Raw genomic sequence first — 19,386 nt, 5'->3', positions numbered from 1 at the left:
GTCAGCCTTTCGGGACGCGCTGGACGCGCTGGAGGTCCGCCGTCGGGTTGCCCGCCTGGGGGTACTGCGACGTGTACTTCAGTGTGTCGTTCAGTGCGTCGCCGTCGCCGTCGCCGCCGCCGTCGCGTGTCAGGTGCACGGTGTGGGTGCCCTGCGCGCACGTCCCCGGGTTGTCCGGTGCGGCCTCGCCTGCCGCGACCAGCTCCTTGCCGTCGACCGACTTCAGCGTCAGTACGTCGACGCACTGGATGCCCAGCGGATCGGTCGAGGTCACCTTGCCGACCTCCTTGCCGACCGCGGCCTGTTCCAGATCGACCCGGAACGTGCCGAAGGGCATGCCCGCCTGCACCGCCGGGCCGTTCCACGCGCCCAGGTAGAACTCCGGTACGGGTCCGGATGTGGACGGCTGCGCCGATCCCGAGGGCGTTCGCGTCGATCCCGTGGGCGGTCGCGTTCCTGTGGGCGGGGCCGAGTCCATCGGCGGGGCCGATGTGGCTGTCGAAGGGGCCGAGCCGGCCTCCTTGTTCCCCTCGTCCGGCAGCATGTTCACCACGAGGATCCCGCCGACCGTGACCGCCGCGAGCGCCCCGGCCACCGCGAGCGCCACCGAGCAGCTCACCCTGCGGCCCCTACCGTCGGCCGACGTGGGCGAGGACGTCGCCGACACGGAGACGGAGAAGCGGCCCGGCGTGGCGTCCTGCGTCTGTGTCGATGGCCCTGGGGTCTGTGGCGGTGACTGCGGGCGCGGCGGTGGCACCGACGCGTACCCCGGGTCCGGCGGACCGAAGACCCCCGCCGGGGCGGGGGCCGGGCCCCCGGTCACCGACGGGCTGCTGAAGCCGACCGGGCCCGACTGCGGCACCGGCGCCGGCGCCCCCTCCAGGTCCAGGAGCTGCACCGCGCTGCGCGACACCTGCTCGACCAGGGCCCCGGGCAGCCAGCCCGCCGCGACGAGCCGCGCCGCCCCCTCGGGCGCGAGGCGCCGCGCGATCTCCTCCGGCGCGGGCCGCTCCGCCGGGTTCTTCGCCAGGCACGCCGCCGCCACGTCCCGCGCCTCACCCGTCAGTGCGCCCAGTTCTGGTTCCTCGTGGACGACCTTGTAGAGCAACGCCGCCGACGAGTCACCGGGGAACGGGGGCTCGCCCTGCGCCGCGTACACCAGGACCGCGCCGAGCGAGAACACGTCCGCCGCGCCGGTCACGCCCTCGCCGAGGATCTGCTCGGGCGCCATGTAGCCGGGCGAGCCGATGGAGACGCCGGTGCCGGTCAGCGACGTCGCGCCGCCCCCGAGCCCCGTCCGCGAGGTGCCCCCGACGGCCCGCGCGATGCCGAAGTCGATCAGCCGCGGCCCGTCCACCGTCAGCAGCACGTTCGACGGCTTCACGTCCCGGTGTACGAGGCCCAGGCCGTGCACCGCCGTCAGCGCCTCGGCGAGGCCCGCGCCCAGGACCCGTACGGAGTGCTCGGGCAGCGGCCTGCCGTCGGCGACCGCCTGCGTGAGCGAGGGCCCCGCGACGTACCCCGTCGCCACCCACGGCACCTGCGCGTCCGGGTCCGCGTCCAGGACCGGGGCGGTCCACGCGCCGCCGACCCGGCGCGCCGCGTCCACCTCGCGCCGGAACCGCGCCCGGAACTCCTCGTCCAGCGCGAAGTGCGGGTGCACCACCTTCACCGCGACGGTCCGGCCGCCGGTGCTGCGGCCCAGGTACACGCGGCCCATTCCGCCGTGGCCCAGCCTGCCGAGGAGCCGGTACGGACCGACCGTCGTCGGATCGTCGGCCGCCAGCGGATGCATCCGGTACCTCCCCCGTGCCGCCTCATGCCGCCTCGTGCCCGTTCCGTGCCCGTTCCGTGCTCTTGCGGCGCTTCTGGTGCAGCAGCGTAGCCGCGTCGCGTGAATGTCGTGTGTTCACGTTGATTTCATACTGACGCCATAGCGGTGCCGTCCCGGTGGCATACCGGTGCCGGGGAATTCTGGTTCGGCGTTCACGGAATTCCGCCAGGCCCGGGCCTGGCGGAATTCCGTGCGCTTCAGCGTGAGAGCAAGTCCACCTTCACGTCGGAAGCGAATCCGGTCGACGGGCCGACCCTGCGCGCGAACTCCGTGACCCCTTCCAGTTGTGCGGGGCCGAAGCGGAAGTCGAGCGTCGTGAAGTACTCCTCCAGGACCTGCTCGTCGAACACCTCCCAGCGCGCCGCCTGCTCCGCGACCTTCGTGACCTCCTCGAGCGACACGTCCCGCGACCGCAGGAACGCCTCGTGCACCTGGTGCGTGATCACCGGCTCCCGCGCCGCGTACTCCTTGCGCGCCGCCCACACCGCGAACACGAACGGCAGTCCCGTCCACTCCTTCCACATCGCGCCCAGGTCGTGCACCTGGAGCCCGAGGCGTGGCGCGTCGTGCAGGTTCGCGCGCAGCGCCGCGTCCCCGATCAGTACCGCCGCCTCCGCGTCCTGCATCATCAGGCCCAGGTCCGGCGGGCACGTGTAGTACTCCGGCTCCACGCCGACCCGCTCCGCGAGCAGCAACTGCGCCAGCCGGACGGACGTACGGGACGTCGAACCCAGCGCCACACGCCGCCCGTCGAGCTGTTCCAGCGGCACCTGCGACACGATCACGCAGGACATCACCGGGCCGTCGCAGCCCACCGCCAGATCGGGGAAGGCGACCAGCTGGTCCGCCGCCTTCAGGAACTCGACGAGGGTGATCGGGCCGATGTCCAGGTCGCCCTGGACCAGGCGCTCGCTGAGCTTCTCCGGGGTGTCCTTCGTCAGCTCGAAGTCGAGGAGCGATCCCGTCCGCGCGAGGCCCCAGTAGAGGGGCATGCAGTTCAGGAACTGGATGTGGCCCACGCGGGGACGGGTGCGCCGCGCGGCCTGAGGAGTCTCGGGAGAATTGTCCACATCGGCGAGGCTAGCCCCATGGGGTACGGTGCAGGCTCCGGGCCGTACGGGACGCCGGTCCCCGGCCGGACGCGAAGCGGCGATCCGCGCCGCCGTCAAGCAGCCTCACCGACGCTGTCAAACCTCCGGGTGAAGTGATCTTGCCCTCTATTGCTTTCGGCTGCCTACGTGCTAGGCTCGCCGCAAGTTGCAGTTTGGTTTCCCTTGCAGTACAGAGCCTGCGGAGCATGTAACCGCAGGCTCTCGTCGTATTCAGACTTTTGCAGTTGTTCGCAAGCGCATTTGCAGGTTCTGGAGCAGGGCGACCCTTTGGCCCATAGGAGGGCTTATGGCTACCGGAACCGTGAAGTGGTTCAACGCTGAAAAGGGCTTCGGCTTCATCGCCCAGGAAGGCGGCGGCCCGGACGTCTTCGTCCACTACTCGGCGATCAACGCGAACGGCTTCCGCTCCCTCGAGGAGAACCAGGCCGTGACCTTTGACGTCACGCAGGGTCCGAAGGGCCCGCAGGCGGAGAACGTCACCCCCGCCTAATTCCTTCGTGATCGCCGCACGGCAGGCGCCGTGACCCGATCCGGAACCTAGCGCAGTACCCAAGGAGCCCCGCTTCCCCGTCCCGGCTTGCCGGTGGGGTGAGACGGGGCTCCTGCCTTTTCTCTTCCTCGTTCGTCCGTCCGTTCGTCCGTTCGTCCGTTGGTCTGTTCGTTCGTTCAGCTGTGCATGCGTGCGCCCTTCAGCGTCTTGTCCACCGCGTTGCGCGGGCCGTACACGGCGATGCCCACCAGGTCCAGGTCCGCCGCCGTCACCGCCCGGACCGCCGCCCTGTTGTCCCTGTCGTTGCCCGTCGCGAACAGGTCCGACGTGAACACCGAGCGCGGCAGCGCGCGCCGCAGCGCCCGCTCGTGCGCCGCCTTCAGGACCTCCTTGCCGGCCTCGAAGACCAGTACCGGCTGCCGGAACATCGGCAGGTACGCCGTGTCGTCCGCGTCCGCGTACGGTTCCCCGATCACCTCCGGGAGCTGCGTGCCGAGGCCGCTCACCAGGAACGCCGTCACGTTGAGCCGCTGCCAGGTCTCCAGGTCGTCGCGGAGGAGGACGGCGATCTTCGTGTCGAAGCGGATGGTGTCGGTCTGGGTCTCGGATGCGGTCTGTGTGCTCATGCTTTGAGACTGTCGGTCGGCGTCGGGTTCCGTCTTGTACGTTTTTTGCATGGCCGCCGCTTCCGGGTCCCGTTCTGAGGAGATCACCGCTTGGCGTCCCGAGGTCGCGGGCGTCACCGAGGTCTTCCACGCCCACTTCACCCGGCACGCCTATCCGATGCACGTCCACGACACGTGGACGCTCCTCATCGTCGACGAGGGTGCTGTCCGCTACGACCTGGAGCGGCACCAGCACGGTACGCCGCTCGGGACCGTGTCCCTGCTGCCCCCGCAGGTGCCCCACAACGGGTCCGCGGCGACTCCGCTCGGCTTCCGGAAGCGGGTGCTCTACCTCGACGCGGGGTGCGGGCCGCTCGACTCGTCGTTCATCGGGCTCGCGGTCGATACGCCGGATCTGGCGGATCCGCTGTTGCGGCACCGGATCAGTCAGCTGCATGCGTCGCTGGCGCGGCGGGGGGATGAGCTGGAGGCGGCGTCTCGGCTGGAGTTTGTCGGGGAGCGGTTGCGGGAGCGGTTGCGGCCGCTGCTGCGTTCGGAGGGGCGTCGGCGCGGGGTGGATCGGCGGGTGGCCGGGGCGTTGCGGGAGTTGCTTGATGCGCGGGTGGTGGAGGGGGTTGAGCTGGGGGAGGCGGCTGCGCTCGTGCATGCGCATCCGGCGCATTTGGTTCGGTCGTTCGGGGCGGCGTATGGGATTGCTCCGCACCAGTACTTGATGGCGCGGCGGGTGGATCGGGCGCGGCGGCTGCTGCTGGACGGTGTTTCGGCGGCTGAGGTGGCGGCGCAATGCGGCTTCTACGACCAGTCGCACTTGTCCCGCCACTTCAAACGAGTGGTGGGCACGCCACCGGGCCGTTACGCCCGCGGTCCGAGGGCGCTGTAGTGCGCGTTCCGTCGAGCGGTGGGGCGGGGCCGCGCCGGGGCGCCTCCTCGGCCGGATAGGCCTCATCCCCCACGGTCCGCCATAGGCGAGTCGTCCTGCACTCCATTCCAGCGGAGTCCTGCGGGGGCACCCCGACGCGTCCCCTCCGGCCGAATCGCGAGTGCGGACCGGTGCCCCGTCCTGAGGCGGCACCCCGGGCGCCATGCACCCCGCCTCGGACAACCTGCCACCCCGAGTGCCATGCACCCCGCCTAGGGCAACCTGCCACCCCGAGTGCCATGCACCCCGCCTCGGGCAACCTGCCGCTCCCCGCACCTCCCCACCCCGCCCCGCCTTGGGCAATCTGCCGCCTGGGGCGGCAGGGTGGGCAAGGCGGCACCCCAGCGCCGGGGCACCGCCCAAACAGGCCCTCGGCAGGGTTCGGCGTCTCGGGGCAGCGTAGGAGGCAGGCCCGTATCAGGGCTTCGCTTCGCCGGGCGTACGCCCCCGTCCGGTCATGAGGCGCGGCGGGGCAGGTGCCATGCGGCCAGTGCTGCTGTTGCCGAGAGGAGGGTGCCTGCTGTGAGGAGGCTTGCTTGCATGCCTGGTAGGGAGAAGGGGGCCGCCGCCCCGTCACTCGTCACGACGAGCGTTCCGAACAAGGCCACGGCCAGCGCCCCGCCCGTCTGCCGAAACGCGTTCAAGAGCCCGGACGCCGTCCCGACCCGCGCCCCAGGGACGGAGTCCATCAGCATCGCCGTCACCGCCGGAATGGCGAACGCCCCGCCCAACCCCGTAGGGACGAGCATCAGCAGCAGCACCCACATCGGCGTGTGCGCCGACAAGGGGAGGAGTACGAACATGGCTGCCGCCAGGATTAGTTGACCCGTCACGATGACCGGCCTCCGGCCGAAGCGTTCCGCCATGCGCGGCGATATCAGGTTCGTCCCCGTGATGATCACCGCCAGTGGCACGAACACCAGCCCCGCCGTCAGCGCCGACATGCCTCGCGCCTGCTGAAGTTAGAGCCCGAGCATGAAGACGAGCCCGTAGAACGCCACGTTGATCGCGAACCCGACCGCGAGGGCGACGGAGACGGTGCGCGAGCGGAGCATGGGCAGCGGCACCATGGGCGCCCGGTGCCGCTTCTCGGTCACGTAGAACGCGACGGCCGAGAGGACGGCCACCCCGGCCGAGAGCAGGGCCGGCGTCGACGTCCAGCCCGCGTGCCCGCCCTCGATCACCGCGAAGGTCAGTCCGGCGAGGGCCAGCACCGCCGTCAGCTGGCCCGGCACGTCCAGCGGTGCCGGCCTGCGCGGTGACGGCGCCACCTTGGTGAGCAGACCGATGATCAGCGCGCCGACCGGAAGGTTCAGGACGAACACCGCTCGCCAGCTCATCGTCTCCGTCAGCGCACCGCCGAGCACCGGGCCCGCCGCCATCGCCACCGAACCGCCCACCGTCCACAGCGCGATCGCCCGCGCCCTGCGCCGCGCGTCCTCGTACGCCTGTCTGATCAGCGCCAGGGACGCCGGCATGAGGATCGCCGCGGCTCCGCCCTGTACGACCCGGGCCGTCACGAGCGCCCCGATGGACGGGGCCAGTGCGCAGGCCAGGGAGGCGAGGGTGAAGAGGGCCGTGCCCCAGGCGTAGGCGCGGCGCGCCCCGGCCCGGTCGGAGAGGGCCCCGGCGGACAGCATCAGGCCCGCGAACATCAGCGTGTACGCGTCCACCACCCATTGCAGTCCGGTGATGCCGCCGTGCAGCGACGCCCGGATGCCGGGCAGCGCGATGTTCACAGCCGACACGTCGACGGTGATGATCGTGAAGCCGAGCAGCGCCGCCACGAGTGCCGTTCCGCCGCCTGGTGTCGCCTTGCGCGTGGGGACCGCTGCGGCACGGGTGCCTGAGTAGGTGAGCGTCACGTCAACCTCCGGAGTGGGGTAGGGGTGGTGTGCGGGTGGGCGGGGTCGTCCGGCCGCGGACCTGTGACGTGCACTCCCTGGGCCCGGTGGCCCCGCCACCCGCAACGCCCTCCACTCTCGTGGCGCCCCGCGCGAAGTGGCAGGCCGCTCCCCGCCGGGGCGCCGCGTTCCTGGCCCTGACACGGCCCCCCGGGCCCCTGGCGCCCTGTGGACAATGAACGTATGGCTGACACCACGGAATTGGGCAGATACCTGCGGGCCCGCAGGGCGCAGGTCACCCCGGCCGACGCGGGGCTGCCCGCCGGGACGGGGCTGCGCCGCACCCCGGGCCTGCGCCGCGAGGAGCTGGCGACTCTCGCCGGGGTGAGCGTCGACTACTACACCCGGCTGGAGCGGGGGCGCGAGACCAACCCGTCCACCGCCGTGATCGACGCCCTCAGCCGCGCCCTGCGCCTGCGGGGCGACGCGCACGAACGCCTGCACGAGCTGGCCGAGTTGGCGTCGGGGCGGCTCACCGTTCCGCATCCGACGAGCGACGACACGGTGCGCGAGTCCGTGCTGCAGATGCTGGAGGCGCTGCGGCCCATGCCCGCGTACGTGGTCAGCCGGCACAGCTACATGCTGGCCGCCAATCCGGCGGGGCGCCGCCTGCTGCCCGGTATGTGGGATCTGCCGCCCGAGGAGCGCAATGTGACCCGCTACCTCTTCCTGCACCCGGCCGGGCGGTCCCTGTACGTGCCGTGGGAGGAGACCGTCGCCAAGTCGGTCGCCCACCTGCGGGCTGTGGGCGGGACCGATCCCGACGATCCGAGGATGGCCCGCCTCGTGGGGGAGCTGCTTCTGAAGTCCCCGGACTTCGCGCGGATGTGGGATCGGTACGACGTGTGCGAGCGCAGTGGCGGTACCAAGACCTTCGATCATCCGAAGGTCGGCGGGATGACCCTTACGTACGAGGTCATGCAGCTTGCCCGGACGGGCGGCCAGCGCCTGGTCGTCTACCAGGCACCGGCCGGGTCCCCGGACGAGGAGGCGCTGCTCGGGCTCGATCCCGCCGCGCGCGCCTGAGAGACGACTACGCGCGTTCCAGGATCGCCGTCACGCCCTGGCCGCCCGCCGCGCAGATGGAGATCAGGCCGCGGGCCGGGCCGCCGCGCTCGGACAGCAGTTTGGCGAGCGTCGCCACGATCCTCGCTCCCGTCGCCGCGAAGGGGTGGCCGGTCGCCAGGGACGAGCCGGCCACGTTCAGGCGCTCCCGGTCGACCGGCGCCAGGCCCTGCTTCTCCCAGGCGGCCAGCGTCGCCAGGACCTGGGACGCGAACGCCTCGTGCACCTCGATCAGGTCGAAGTCCTCGATGCCGAGCCCGGCCCGTTCCAGCATCCGCGGCACCGCGTACGCGGGCGCCATGAGCAGTCCGTCGCCGCCTCCCCCGGTGACGTCGCCGCCGACGAAGTCGACCGCCGCCGTCTCGTACGCCGTCAGATACGCGAGCGGTTCCAGGCCGCGCGCCTTCGCCCACTCCTCGCCGGCCAGGAGCACCACCGCCGCGCCGTCCGTCAGCGGTGTCGAATTGCCCGCCGTCATGGTGGGGTTCGGGTCCTTCACGCCGAAGACGGGCTTGAGTGTTGCCAGCTTCTCGACCGTTGAGCCCGGGCGCAGGTTCTGGTCGCGTTCCAGGCCGCGGTAGGCGACCACCAGGTCGTCGAGGAAGCCGCGGTCGTACGCCGCCGCCAGGCGCTGGTGGCTGGCGGCGGCGAGCGCGTCCTGGTCCTCGCGGGCGATGCCCCACTCGCGGGCCGTGACCGCCGCGTGCTCTCCCATCGACAGGCCGGTACGGGGCTCCGCGTTGCGCGGGATGTCCGGTACGAGGTGGCCGGGGCGGATCCGGGACAGCGCCTTGAGGCGGGCGCCCGCCGACGTGGCGCGGCGGGCCTCGAGCAGGATCTTGCGCAGGTTGTCGTTGACGCCGAGCGGGGCGTCGCTCGCCGTGTCCGAGCCGCCCGCGACCGCGCTCTCCGTCTGGCCGAGGGCGATCTTGTTGGCGGCGGCGATCACCGCCTGGAGGCCCGTGCCGCACGCCTGCTGGATGTCGTAGGCGGGGGTGCGCGGGTCCAGCATCGAGCCGAGCACGGTCTCGCGCGCGAGGTTGAAGTCACGGCTGTGCTTGAGCACGGCCCCGGCCACGAACTCGCCTATGGCGCCCGGCTCCTGGAGGTCGTAGCGGCCCACGAGACCGTCCAGGGCCACGGTCAGCATCTCCTGGTTGGAGGCGGTCGCGTACGGGCCGTCGGAGCGCGCGAACGGAATGCGGCTGCCGCCGATGACGGCGACTCGGCGGGGCAGTGCCGGGGTTTTGGCGGGGCGTACCATCTCGACAACTCCTGACTACTGAGTAACCTTACTCCGAAGTAAATTTACGACCGCGCAGGGAGTTGGACAATGGCCGATCGCTATCTGAACTTCACCGGCACGGCCCCCGGCCGCTTCCTGACCCGGCGTACAGGTCTGCCGCAGCCCGTACCCCTGCGCCGCTGGTCCGCACAACAGCCGACGTTCAGCGGTCAGTTGCTGCACTTCACCGCCGGGTCCTCCGCGCATCGCGGTGCGCTTTCGGAGCTGCTCGGGCGAACCGGGCTCGACGTGCGCGGGTCCCTCTCCGGGCGGGACCTGGCGGCGGTGCGTCCCGTCGGCGTCGTCGTCGACGCCACCGCCGTCGCGGACCTGGACGGGCTCGCCGAGGTGCACGCCGCGCTCCATCCCGTCGTCCGCTCCCTCGCCACGAGCGGGCGCGTGGTCGTGCTGGGGGCGCCGCCCTCCCCCGACGATCACCATCAGGCGGCCGTGCAGCAGGGGCTCGAAGGGTTCGTCCGCTCCCTCGGCAAGGAGATCGGGCGCGGCCGCACGGTGAACCTGGTGCGGGTCGCCGGCCCTGTCGGCGCGGCCGAGTCCACGCTGCGGTTCCTGCTCTCGCCGCGGTCCGCGTACGTGAGCGGGCAGGTGATCGAGGTCGGCGCGCCGGATGCGGAGCCGGTCCTTCCCGAGGACTGGGCCGATCCCCTCGCCGGGCGCACCGCGCTCGTCACCGGCGCCGCGCGCGGCATCGGCGAGGCCGTCGCCGAGACCCTCGTACGGGACGGGGCCCACGTCGTCCTGCTCGATGTGCCGTCCGCCGAGGCCGACCTCGCGAAGGTCGCGGAGCGGCTTGCCGGGCGGGCCCTTCCGCTGGACATCACGGCCGAGGACGCCGGTGAGCGCATCGCCGAGTTCACCCGTGAGGGCGGGCTCGACGTCCTCGTGCACAACGCGGGCATCACGCGCGACCGGCGCCTCGCCAACATGCCCGCCGAGCGGTGGAGTTCGGTGCTCGACGTGAACCTCGCCAGCGTGCTGCGGACCACGGATTCCCTGTTGAAAGCGGGCGCATTGCGGCGCGGTGGCTCCGTCGTCGCCACGGCCTCCATCGCGGGCATCGCGGGCAACACCGGCCAGACCAATTACGCGGCCAGCAAGGCCGGCGTCATCGGCCTCGTCCGCTCCCTCGCGCCCCGCGCCCTCGCCGAGCACGGCGTCACCGTGAACGCGGTGGCCCCCGGGTTCATCGAGACGAAGATGACCGCGGCCGTCCCTCTCTTCATCCGCGAGGCCGGACGCCGCATGAACTCCCTCGGCCAGGGCGGGCTCCCGGTCGACGTCGCGGAGACGACCGCCTGGTTCGCCTCCCCGGCCTCCGGCGCGGTGAACGGGCAGGTGGTCCGGGTGTGCGGGCAGAGCCTGCTGGGCGCGTGAGCCCGCGGAGAGCCCGCTGCCGCCGGCCGCCCGTCACACCCAGCCGCCGCCATGGCCAACCGCCCGCTGCCGCCGACCGCCCGTCACGGCCGGCCGCCGCCATGGCCCCTATGGCCCACATGCCGCTGCCGAGCAGGGAGACGTCCACGACCGCGCCCCGGCCCGTTCGCTCGCGCCGCAGCAGCGCCGCGGCGAACCCGCCCGTAGCCGCCAGCCGTCCGTCACGCCCAGCCGCCGCCATGGCCAACCGCCCGCCGCCGACCGTCCGTCACGCCCAACCGCCGCCCTGGCCAACCGCCCGCCACCGCCGGCCGTCCGTCACGGCCGGCCGCCGTCCCCGCTCGGCGCTCGGCGATCAGCGCTCGGCGCACAGCGATCGGCGCCATTCGCCGCCGCCCAGCGCGTGTCGCGGCAGCCCCGTCGGCCTCGCGATCTGCCCTGGCCCTGCCCCCTTCCGGAGGACCCGCCATGACCGCTCCTCGTACCGCCACCCTCACCCTCACCTCCCTCCCGTCCCTACTCCCCCTCATGGCCCGCGGCGCGCTCCTGTCACCCCTGAAGCGGCCCCGGGCGGACGCCGAGGTGCCCGGTACGCGGCTCGTTCTTCCCGGGCTCCGGGTGTCGCAGGCGCATCTCGCCGCGTACGAGCGGGTCTGCGCCTTTCCGACCGGGCGGGCCGAGCTGCCGGTCACGTATCCGCACGTCCTCGCGTTCCCGGCGGCGATGCGGCTGATGTCGGAGCGGGCGTTCCCGCTGCCGCTGCTCGGGCTCGTCCACACGTCGATCGACATCACGCAGTGGCGGAGCCTGTCCGCCGAGGAGACGTACGGGCTCACCGTGTACGTGGAAGGGCTGCGGGGGCACCGGCGCGGCACCGAGGCCGTCGTGCGGACCGAGTTCCGCTCGGGCGGGGATCTCGTCTGGGGGTCCACGAGTACGTATCTGGCGCGGCACCGGACCGGTGGGGACCGGGCGCCGGAGCAGCCCGACCTGTACGAGCCGCTGCCCGCGCTCCACGAGTGGGCGCTCTCCGGTGATCTCGGGCGGCGGTACGGGGCCGCGTCCGGGGACCGCAACCCCATCCACCTGCACCCGCTGACCGCCCGCCTCTTCGGCTTCCCGCGTGCCATCGCCCACGGCATGTGGACCGTCGCCCGGTGCCTCGCGGAGTTCGGCGCGGCCGGGCCCGTCCACGTACAGGCGCGGTTCAAGGCGCCCGTGCTGCTGCCGGGCACGGTGACGTACGCCGCCAAGGAGACCGCCTTCGAGCTGCGGGCGGCGAAGGGCGGCCGGGTGCACGTGGCCGGGGAGGTGTCAGCGCTGGGCTGACCAGCGGCGGCCGTCCATGAGGTTGCCGAGGCCCGACCACGCGAAGTTCATCATCGTCGTGGCGGCCTCCTTGGCCGAGACGGACGGGTCGGTGTCGGCCCAGCCCGCGAGCGCCTCCGCCGCGCCGACCAGGGCGAGCGCGAGCCCGGTGACCTCGCGCTCGGCCGGGCCCGGGGCCTGGTGCGCCTCGCGCGCCGCCCGCGCGATCAGGGACGTCACGAACGCGACGATCTCCTCGCGCATCGCCCCGACCTCCGCGACGAACGGGTCACCGCCCGAGCGCGCCTGGCTGTGCAGCACGGCCCAGCCGTCGGGCCGCTCGGCGGTGTGCGCGAAGAACGCGGTGAGGCCGTCCCAGAGCTGCTGGTCGGCGGGGACGTCCGTGCGGACCCCCGCTCGCACGGCCGCGACCAGCGCCGCCGCCTCGCGCCGGATGCAGGCGGTGAACAGGTCTTCCTTCGAGTTCAGGTACAGGTACACCAGCGGTTTGGAGACCCCGGCGAGCTCGGCGATGTCGTCCATCGACGCCGCCCGGTAGCCCCGCTGCCCGAACACCCGTACCGCCGCGTCGAGCATCTGCCGCTCCCGCTCGGCCCGCGGCATCCGCTTCTGCCCCGCCCCGGCCCGCACGTCCCCGCCCACCCCTGCCGCCTTCCACCGCACCTGCCGATCCTGCTTCTCCACAGGTCAGCCTACGACCGTGCCCCGCCCCCGGAGTCCGGGAGCGGGGCACGGGCCGGTGTGTGAACCGGGGGGACGGTCAGGCGGCGACCGAGACCGGCGCCGTCTGCTGCGGCTCGTCCACCGGGGAGGAGGAGGCGTTGTCGTAGGCGTCGTGGTCGAGGATCTTCTCGCGGGCCGAGACGATGACCGGGACGAGCGCCTGTCCGGCGACGTTCGTGGCCGTGCGCATCATGTCCAGGATCGGGTCGATCGCGAGGAGCAGGCCGACGCCCTCCATCGGCAGGCCGAGCGTGGACAGCGTCAGGGTCAGCATGACCGTGGCGCCGGTCAGGCCGGCCGTGGCGGCGGAGCCGATCACCGAGACGAAGGCGATGAGCAGGTAGTCACCGACGGAGAGGTCGATGTCGAAGATCTGCGCGACGAAGATCGCGGCGATCGCCGGGTAGATCGCGGCGCAGCCGTCCATCTTGGTCGTGGCGCCGAACGGCACGGAGAAGGAGGCGTACTCCTTCGGGACGCCGAGGCGCTCGGTGACCTTCTGGGTCAGCGGCATGGTGCCGACCGAGGAGCGGGAGACGAAGGCCAGCTGAATGGCGGGCCAGGCGCCCTTGAAGAACTGGAGGGGGTTCAGCTTGGCGACGGTCGCGAGCAGCAGCGGGTAGACGCCGAAGAGGACCAGGGCGCAGCCGACGTAGATGTCGGCGGTGAACGTCGCGTACTTGCTGATCAGGTCCCAGCCGTAGGTGGCGATCGCGTAGCCGATGAGACCGATGGTGCCGATCGGCGCCAGCTTGATGACCCACCACAGGGCCTTCTGGAGCAGCTCGAGGACCGACTCGGAGAGGGTGAGGATCGGCTTGGCCTTCTCGCCGATCTGCAGGATCGCGATACCGGCGACGACGGCCATGAAGACGATCTGCAGGACGTTCAGCTCAGTGAACGGCGTGATGACGTCGGTCGGGATGATGCCGGTCAGGAAGTCGAGCCAGGAGCCCGCGTGGTCCGGCTTGGCGCCGTCCTTCGGGGTGAGTCCTGTGCCCGCGCCCGGGTTGGTGACCAGGCCGATGACGAGGCCGATGGCGACCGCGATCAGCGACGTGATCATGAACCAGAGCAGGGTGCGCGTCGCGAGCCGCGCCGCGTTGTTGACCTTGCGGAGGTTGGTGATCGACACCAGGATCGCGAAGAAGACGAGCGGGGCGACCGCCAGCTTCAGGAGCTGGACGAAGATGTGGCCGACCTTGTCGAGGGTCGTGACCAGCCAGGCGATGTCCTGGCTGCGGGCGAGCCAGCCGAGCAGCACACCGAGGACGAGACCGCCCAGGATCTGCGCCCAGAACGGGATCTTCGGTATGCGGAAGCCGGACTTCGGCTCGGCGGTGGTGTCTGCGGACACGGAAGCACTCCAGTGATGACGCGCGGGGACATGGCAGGGACGTACATGCGTCCGGGAGCGGCGACCGTGAAAGGGAGGTTCAGGTCAGCGGCGCCGCTGCGGGAGGGGTCGCGTCAGGCGCGACACGCCGCGGACACGCAGCGGCAGAGATCGACATGCAGGCGCGCCACGAGCGGAACGCTCGGGTCTGTGCGGTGCGCGGCTGCTGTCTTCATGACAAGCACGTTAACACCAGTGCTTTGAGAACATCAAAGGGATACTTTGGGGAATAAGCAGAGGTCGTGGCGCCATAGGCCGCATATGCCTTGAAAACGCAGGAGCCCCCGCCACCTGCTCGGTGACGGGGGCGGTGAAGCTGTGAGGTACCTTACGCGCCGTGGGCGCGGGCGGCGTCGTCCGCCTCGTCCTCCATGGAGCGGTTGGCCTCCATGTTCGCCTTCGCGCGGTCGACGCGGGCGACGATCTTCTCGGAGGCCCGGTCGCGCTCGCCGCGCAGCAGCACGAAGCTGAGGGGCGCGGAGACGACCAGGGCGAGCAGCGCGACCCACAGGTAGTTGGAGCCGCCCAGGCCGCGCGGAACGATGCCGGTGGCGACGAGACCCCAGACGACGAGGAAGCAGCCCGCGAAGATCCCGAGGCGCATCAGCGTGTAGCGGAGCATCTCAATCCACTCTTCCGTTGCGAAATGGTCCCTCCAGTGAAGCACGCGCCCGCGGTCTCTTGTTGAGCGGCCCGCTTGTAATAGGTACTGTCCGCCCATGACACTTACCTTCACGCTGGACCCCGTCGTGGACCGCGCTCTGTGCGAGCAGGTCCTCGCCCTGTGGACCGACGTGTCGAACGCCGGCGGAGCCGTCGGCTTCGTCCCGCCCGTCACGCCCGACGACGTCCGGCCCGAGCTGGACAGGCGCCTGACCGAGATCGCGGAGGGCCGCACCCGGCTCCTCGTCGGCCGCGACGAGCACGGCACCGTGGTGGCCACGGCGTTCCTCGCGTACAACCCGCACCGCCTGATGAAGCACCACCTGTGGCTCTACGTGGTGATGGTCCACCCGCGACTGCAGGGCCAGGGGCAGGGCCGCGCCCTCATGGCGGCGGCGGAGGAGGCGGCCCGCGCCTTCGACGGGGTCGAGGCGCTGCGCCTGACCTGCCGGGGCGGCACGGGCGCGGACCGCTTCTACGCGGGGTGCGGCTACAAGGAGGTCGGCCGGATCCCGGGCGCCATCCGGGTCGCCCCGGGGGACGACCGGGACGACGTCCACATGATGCTGCCGCTGAACTGAGCCCCCGACGGCGTCCTCAGACCCGCATCGGCTGCGGCTCGTCGCGGCGGGCCGGGTCCGGGCCCTCGTACTCACGGATGATCTCGTAGCGCGTGTTGCGCTCGACCGGCTTGAACCCGGCGTCGCGGATCAGGTCGAGGAGGTCCTCGCGGGTCAGCTTGGACGGCGTGCCGTAGTTGTCCGCGTCGTGCGTGATCTTGTACTCGACGACCGAGCCGTCCATGTCGTCCGCGCCGTGCTGGAGCGCGAGCTGCGTGGTGTGCAGGCCGTGCATGACCCAGAAGCACTTCACGTGCGGCACATTGTCGAAAAGGAGGCGGGAGACGGCGAACGTCTTCAGCGCCTCCGCGCCCGTCGCCATCGTGGTGCGCGCCTGGAGGCGGTTCCTGACCTTGCCGTCCTTCATGTCGACGAAGTCGTGCTGGTAGCGCAGCGGGATGAAGACCTGGAAGCCGCCGGTCTCGTCCTGCAGTTCCCGCAGGCGAAGCACGTGGTCGACGCGGTGGCGCGGCTCCTCGATGTGCCCGTAGAGCATCGTCGAGGGCGTCTTGAGGCCCTTCTCGTGCGCCAGGCGGTGGATGCGCGACCAGTCCTCCCAGTGGGTGTCGTGGTCGACGATGTGCTGCCGGATCTCCCAGTCGAAGATCTCCGCGCCGCCGCCGGTCAGCGACTCCAGGCCCGCCTCGATCAGCTCGTCGAGGATCTCGGACGCGGTGAGGCCCGAGATCTTCTCGAAGTGGTGGATCTCGGTGGCTGTGAACGCCTTCAGGCCGACGTTCGGCAGCGCCTCCTTGAGCGCCTTCAGCGAGCGCGGGTAGTAGCGCCACGGCAGGTTGGGGTGCAGGCCGTTGACGATGTGCAGCTCGGTGAGGTTCTCCGACTCCATCGCCTTGGCGAGCTTCACCGCCTCCTCGATGCGCATCGTGTACGCGTCCTTCTCGCCCGGCTTGCGCTGGAACGAGCAGTAGGCGCACGAGGCGGTGCACACATTGGTCATGTTGAGGTGCCGGTTGACGTTGAAGTGCACCACGTCGCCGTTCTTGCGCGTGCGCACCTCGTGGGCGAGACCGCCGAGCCAGGCCAGGTCGTCCGACCCGTACAGCGCGATGCCGTCCTCGCGGGACAGCCGCTCACCGTCCCTGACCTTCTGCTCCAGCTCGCGCTTGAGCCCTGCGTCCATGCCCGTACCTCTCCTCACCAGCGACCCTTCGACCCTTGTGACCGCCTTTGGCCCGCGAGTCCGCTCCACCGTACGCCCAGCCTCCGACAGCGCCGCGCCCACACCTCTCAGACCTCTTCGGGCAGCTCCCCCACCCGGTTCTCCCACTTCGTGGAGAGCACGATGGTGGTGCGGGTGCGGGAGACGCCCTTGGTGCCGCTGAGGCGGCGGATCGTCTTCTCCAGACCGTCCACGTCGCCGACGCGCACCTTGAGCATGTACGAGTCGTCGCCCGCGATGAACCAGCAGTCCTCGATCTCGTGCAGGTCCTTCAGACGGTGCGCCACGTCCTCGTGGTCGGCGGCGTCGGAGAGCGAGATGCCGATGAGCGCGGTCACGCCGAGGCCCAGCGAGGCGGAGTCGACGGTGGCCCGGTAGCCGGTGATGACGCCGGCCGCCTCCAGGCGGTTGATGCGGTCCGTGACGCTCGGCCCGGACAGGCCGACGAGTCGGCCCAACTCCGCATACGAGGCGCGGCCGTTCTCGCGCAGGGCCTGGATGAGCTGCCTGTCCACGGCGTCCATAGGTCCAAAGCCTTTCATTGTTCAGCGTTGACGCGAGCTTACGTACGGAAACCAAGGCGTACAGGGATAACGCCTGGAACAACTGAAGCCGGAGGTCCGAGAGGTGGGGGCGCGCGACGCTACGGCTGACGCGAGCCTCCCCCCAGCTCACCCTCCCAGCGGCGGTACAGCGTGTGCGGCACCCCTGCCGCGTCGAGCGCCCGGCCCGCGACGAAGTCCACCAGATCCTGGATGTGCGTCGCGCCCGCGTAGAACGCCGGGGACGCGGGCAGCACGATCGCGCCCGCCTCGTCGAGCGTCACGAGGTGCTTGAGAGTCTGCCCGTTCAGCGGCGTCTCCCGGACCGCGACGACCAGCCTGCGCCGCTCCTTGAGCGTCACGCTCGCCGCGCGCTGCAACAGGTCCTTCGACAGACCGAGCGCCACCCCGGCCACGCACGCCGTCGACGCCGGAACAATGATCATGCCCTTGACCTGGTACGAGCCTGAGGACGGGCCCGCCGCCAGATCACCGGCCGGCCAGTACTCCACGGCGCCGGTGTCGAGGTCCCCGAACGTGTCCGGCTTGCCGTCCGCGCCCCGCGCCAGCCACTGCGCGAGGTCCTCGCGCCAGTGCGCGTCGCGGAACGCGATGCCTGTCTCGTCGAGCAGGGTGAGCCGCGACGCGCGCGAGACGACCAGGTCCACGGCCTCGCCCGCGGCAATGAGCGCACGCAGCACGGCGGCGGCGTACGGGGTCCCGGATGCGCCGGACACCCCGACCACCCAGGGCCTGCGGCTCGGTGCGTTAACGTGCTCCACACCACGAGCCTATCCGGCGCCCCCACAGGGGAACTTGAGCAGGGGCCGTGGTCGTTCATTCCCCGGGGGGTGGGGCCGAGATGACGGACAGCACGAGCCGTACGGGCGGCGGTGTACGCGGCACGGGCACGGGCCGTGCGCTGGCCGCGGGCAAGCTCATGGTCGGGTGGGTCGCCCTGCTGTGGCTGCTCGAGATCGTCGACACGGCGTCGGGGCACAGCCTCGACCGCTTCGGCATCCAGCCACGCGACCCCGCCGAACTGGCCGACGTCGTCCCGGCGTCCTTCATCCACTTCGGCTTCGACCACGTCGCGGCGAACTCGATACCGCTGCTCGTCCTGGGCTTCGTCGCCGCGCTCTCCGGACTGCGCCGCTTCCTGATCGCCTGCGCCCTGATCGTCGTCGCGGACGGGCTCGGGGTGTGGCTGGTCGCCCCCGCCCACTCGAACACGGCGGGCGCCTCCGGGCTCATCTTCGGCCTGTTCGGCTTCGTCGTCCTCAGCGGCTTCGTCGAGCGCAGACCCCTCGGCATCGTCGTCGGCGTCCTCATAGCCGCGTACTGGGGCACGACGATCCTGGCGGGCCTCTCCCCGGCGAACGAGGGCGTGAGCTGGCAGGGGCATCTGATCGGGCTGATGGCGGGGGTGGCGGCGGCGTTCGTGGTCCGGCGGCGCCCCGAGCCGAAGCGCACGGCGTTGCCCGGCTGAGTATCCGGCTGAGTACGCGGGCCCATGCGCCGGCCGCCCGGGCGCCGGACAGTTGGGCCATGAAGGCCCTCTACATCGTGCTCAGCGGGGCGGCCGCCGTCGTCGCCCTCGTCCTGGTCCACGTCCTCAGCATCCCCGCCGAGACCCTGCTGCTCGTCCTCGGCGGCGCAGTCTCCCTGATGTGGCTCGTGCTGCTGCTCACCGTGCCCTGGAACCTGTACTTCCGCGCCCGTTCCGTCGTGCACGAGGCGGGCGTCAGCCGGGAGAAGGGGCTCGCCGTTCCGGCCGACCGGGACGCGGAGGCCGGGCGGATCGCCAAGGTGATGCTGCGCCTGGCCGTCGGCGCGCATGTCGTCACCGGCGCCGCCACGGTGTGCGCCGCCTGGGCCACCGGGCGCGAGGCCGGCTACTGGCTCGCGGGCGGCTACCTGGCCAGCACCCTGTTCCGGCCGGCCGGCGCCTGGTTCTCCGCACTGCGGCGCCGGCTCACCACACTCCACGGCGAGGTGCGCTTCCCGCGCGACGACGTGGCCACGGTGCGCGCCGCCGTGTCCGGGCTGCAGACGGGCGTCACCGTCCTGGAGGAGAAGGCCGAGGAAACGTACCGGGCCCTCGGCGAACTGCGCGCCTCCGTGGACGCCGTCGGTTACTCCGCCCACGAGCGCGCCGACCGCACGGATCAGCGCATCGACGCGCTCGGCCGCGAGTTCGAGGCGGTCGTGAACCGCCTCACCGACAACCAGGAGATCATCGGCGGGCTCAAGGCGTTCCTCCGCCTGGTCCGCGCCGACCTCGGCCCCACCGCATGAGAGGA

Annotated in this window: 18 protein-coding genes and 2 pseudogenes; 8 read left to right on the top strand and 12 right to left on the bottom strand. The window is 71.6% G+C overall.

Going from position 1 to position 19,386, the window contains the following annotated elements; genetic code table 11:
- Position 1: 1 nt before the first annotated feature.
- Both N5I75_RS19540 and N5I75_RS19535 read right to left on the bottom strand, forming a co-directional pair.
- Positions 2 to 1,795 carry a serine/threonine-protein kinase gene (locus tag N5I75_RS19540; protein ID WP_476679203.1) on the bottom strand — a complete coding sequence of 598 codons (1,794 nt, stop codon included), beginning with the start codon at positions 1,793 to 1,795 and terminating at the stop codon, positions 2 to 4.
- Between the two features lie 236 nt (positions 1,796 to 2,031).
- Entirely contained in the window at positions 2,032 to 2,904 is an 873-nt protein-coding gene (locus tag N5I75_RS19535) for a menaquinone biosynthetic enzyme MqnA/MqnD family protein (protein ID WP_476679202.1), read from the bottom strand.
- A gap of 328 nt (positions 2,905 to 3,232) precedes the next feature.
- On the opposite strand from N5I75_RS19535, the gene N5I75_RS19530 reads away from it, so the two are divergent.
- The gene (locus tag N5I75_RS19530; RefSeq protein WP_003948780.1) at positions 3,233 to 3,436 is read left to right on the top strand and encodes a cold-shock protein; all 204 of its coding nucleotides are present in this window, start codon (positions 3,233 to 3,235) and stop codon (positions 3,434 to 3,436) included.
- Positions 3,437 to 3,612: 176 nt separating this feature from the next.
- On the opposite strand, the gene N5I75_RS19525 is transcribed toward N5I75_RS19530, so the two are convergent.
- A complete protein-coding gene (locus tag N5I75_RS19525) occupies positions 3,613 to 4,062 on the bottom strand; it encodes a DUF2000 family protein (protein ID WP_476679201.1) in 450 nt (149 codons plus the stop codon).
- A 49-nt stretch (positions 4,063 to 4,111) separates the two neighbouring features.
- Between N5I75_RS19525 and N5I75_RS19520 the strand changes: the two genes are divergently transcribed.
- Positions 4,112 to 4,942, top strand: coding sequence for a helix-turn-helix domain-containing protein (locus N5I75_RS19520; protein ID WP_476679200.1), 831 nt, complete (start codon positions 4,112 to 4,114; stop codon positions 4,940 to 4,942).
- Positions 4,943 to 5,436: 494 nt separating this feature from the next.
- Here N5I75_RS19520 and N5I75_RS19515 read toward each other — a convergent pair.
- Positions 5,437 to 6,846: pseudogene (locus N5I75_RS19515) on the bottom strand (MFS transporter).
- A 222-nt stretch (positions 6,847 to 7,068) separates the two neighbouring features.
- On the opposite strand from N5I75_RS19515, the gene N5I75_RS19510 reads away from it, so the two are divergent.
- Entirely contained in the window at positions 7,069 to 7,911 is an 843-nt protein-coding gene (locus N5I75_RS19510) for a helix-turn-helix domain-containing protein (protein ID WP_476679199.1), read from the top strand.
- Positions 7,912 to 7,918: 7 nt separating this feature from the next.
- On the opposite strand, the gene N5I75_RS19505 is transcribed toward N5I75_RS19510, so the two are convergent.
- Positions 7,919 to 9,214 carry an acetyl-CoA C-acetyltransferase gene (locus tag N5I75_RS19505; protein WP_476679198.1) on the bottom strand — a complete coding sequence of 432 codons (1,296 nt, stop codon included), beginning with the start codon at positions 9,212 to 9,214 and terminating at the stop codon, positions 7,919 to 7,921.
- Positions 9,215 to 9,283: 69 nt separating this feature from the next.
- On the opposite strand from N5I75_RS19505, the gene N5I75_RS19500 reads away from it, so the two are divergent.
- The gene (locus N5I75_RS19500) at positions 9,284 to 10,630 is read left to right on the top strand and encodes a 3-oxoacyl-ACP reductase (protein ID WP_476679197.1); all 1,347 of its coding nucleotides are present in this window, start codon (positions 9,284 to 9,286) and stop codon (positions 10,628 to 10,630) included.
- A gap of 103 nt (positions 10,631 to 10,733) precedes the next feature.
- On the opposite strand, the pseudogene N5I75_RS19495 reads toward N5I75_RS19500, so the two are convergent.
- Positions 10,734 to 10,871 (bottom strand): annotated as a pseudogene (locus N5I75_RS19495) (CoA transferase); the annotation flags it as partial.
- 227 nt (positions 10,872 to 11,098) lie between these two features.
- Here N5I75_RS19495 and N5I75_RS19490 point away from each other — a divergent pair.
- Complete coding sequence (locus N5I75_RS19490; RefSeq protein WP_476679196.1) at positions 11,099 to 11,959, top strand: MaoC family dehydratase; 861 nt, start codon at positions 11,099 to 11,101, stop codon at positions 11,957 to 11,959.
- Here N5I75_RS19490 and N5I75_RS19485 read toward each other — a convergent pair.
- The 3 genes from N5I75_RS19485 to N5I75_RS19475 all read right to left on the bottom strand — a co-directional run bounded on the left by N5I75_RS19485 (position 11,945) and on the right by N5I75_RS19475 (position 14,700).
- Complete coding sequence (locus N5I75_RS19485; protein WP_476679550.1) at positions 11,945 to 12,562, bottom strand: TetR/AcrR family transcriptional regulator; 618 nt, start codon at positions 12,560 to 12,562, stop codon at positions 11,945 to 11,947. The genes N5I75_RS19490 and N5I75_RS19485 overlap by 15 nt on opposite strands.
- Before the next feature lie 157 nt (positions 12,563 to 12,719).
- Complete coding sequence (locus N5I75_RS19480; protein ID WP_476679195.1) at positions 12,720 to 14,039, bottom strand: dicarboxylate/amino acid:cation symporter; 1,320 nt, start codon at positions 14,037 to 14,039, stop codon at positions 12,720 to 12,722.
- A gap of 367 nt (positions 14,040 to 14,406) precedes the next feature.
- Entirely contained in the window at positions 14,407 to 14,700 is a 294-nt protein-coding gene (locus tag N5I75_RS19475; protein ID WP_476679194.1) for a DUF4229 domain-containing protein, read from the bottom strand.
- A gap of 97 nt (positions 14,701 to 14,797) precedes the next feature.
- Here N5I75_RS19475 and N5I75_RS19470 point away from each other — a divergent pair, with 97 nt between their 5' ends.
- Complete coding sequence (locus N5I75_RS19470; protein WP_476679193.1) at positions 14,798 to 15,322, top strand: N-acetyltransferase family protein; 525 nt, start codon at positions 14,798 to 14,800, stop codon at positions 15,320 to 15,322.
- 16 nt (positions 15,323 to 15,338) lie between these two features.
- Here N5I75_RS19470 and mqnE read toward each other — a convergent pair whose 3' ends face one another.
- The 3 genes from mqnE to N5I75_RS19455 all read right to left on the bottom strand — a co-directional run bounded on the left by mqnE (position 15,339) and on the right by N5I75_RS19455 (position 17,865).
- Entirely contained in the window at positions 15,339 to 16,502 is a 1,164-nt protein-coding gene (gene mqnE / locus N5I75_RS19465) for an aminofutalosine synthase MqnE (RefSeq protein WP_476679192.1), read from the bottom strand.
- A 107-nt stretch (positions 16,503 to 16,609) separates the two neighbouring features.
- Positions 16,610 to 17,065: an Lrp/AsnC family transcriptional regulator gene (locus N5I75_RS19460; protein WP_361073621.1), complete on the bottom strand. Its 456-nt coding sequence runs from the start codon at positions 17,063 to 17,065 to the stop codon at positions 16,610 to 16,612.
- Between the two features lie 119 nt (positions 17,066 to 17,184).
- A complete protein-coding gene (locus tag N5I75_RS19455; protein WP_476679191.1) occupies positions 17,185 to 17,865 on the bottom strand; it encodes a UbiX family flavin prenyltransferase in 681 nt (226 codons plus the stop codon).
- Positions 17,866 to 17,945: 80 nt separating this feature from the next.
- Between N5I75_RS19455 and N5I75_RS19450 the strand changes: the two genes are divergently transcribed.
- Both N5I75_RS19450 and N5I75_RS19445 read left to right on the top strand, forming a co-directional pair.
- Entirely contained in the window at positions 17,946 to 18,572 is a 627-nt protein-coding gene (locus N5I75_RS19450; protein ID WP_476679190.1) for a rhomboid family intramembrane serine protease, read from the top strand.
- 59 nt (positions 18,573 to 18,631) lie between these two features.
- Positions 18,632 to 19,381 carry a hypothetical protein gene (locus N5I75_RS19445; protein WP_476679189.1) on the top strand — a complete coding sequence of 250 codons (750 nt, stop codon included), beginning with the start codon at positions 18,632 to 18,634 and terminating at the stop codon, positions 19,379 to 19,381.
- The last annotated feature ends 5 nt before the right edge of the window (positions 19,382 to 19,386 follow it).

The sequence above is a fragment of the Streptomyces sp. R818 genome (assembly GCF_056172735.1).
The sequence above is the reverse complement of the archived record's forward strand: the minus strand, read 5'-3'. Positions and strand labels throughout refer to the sequence as shown.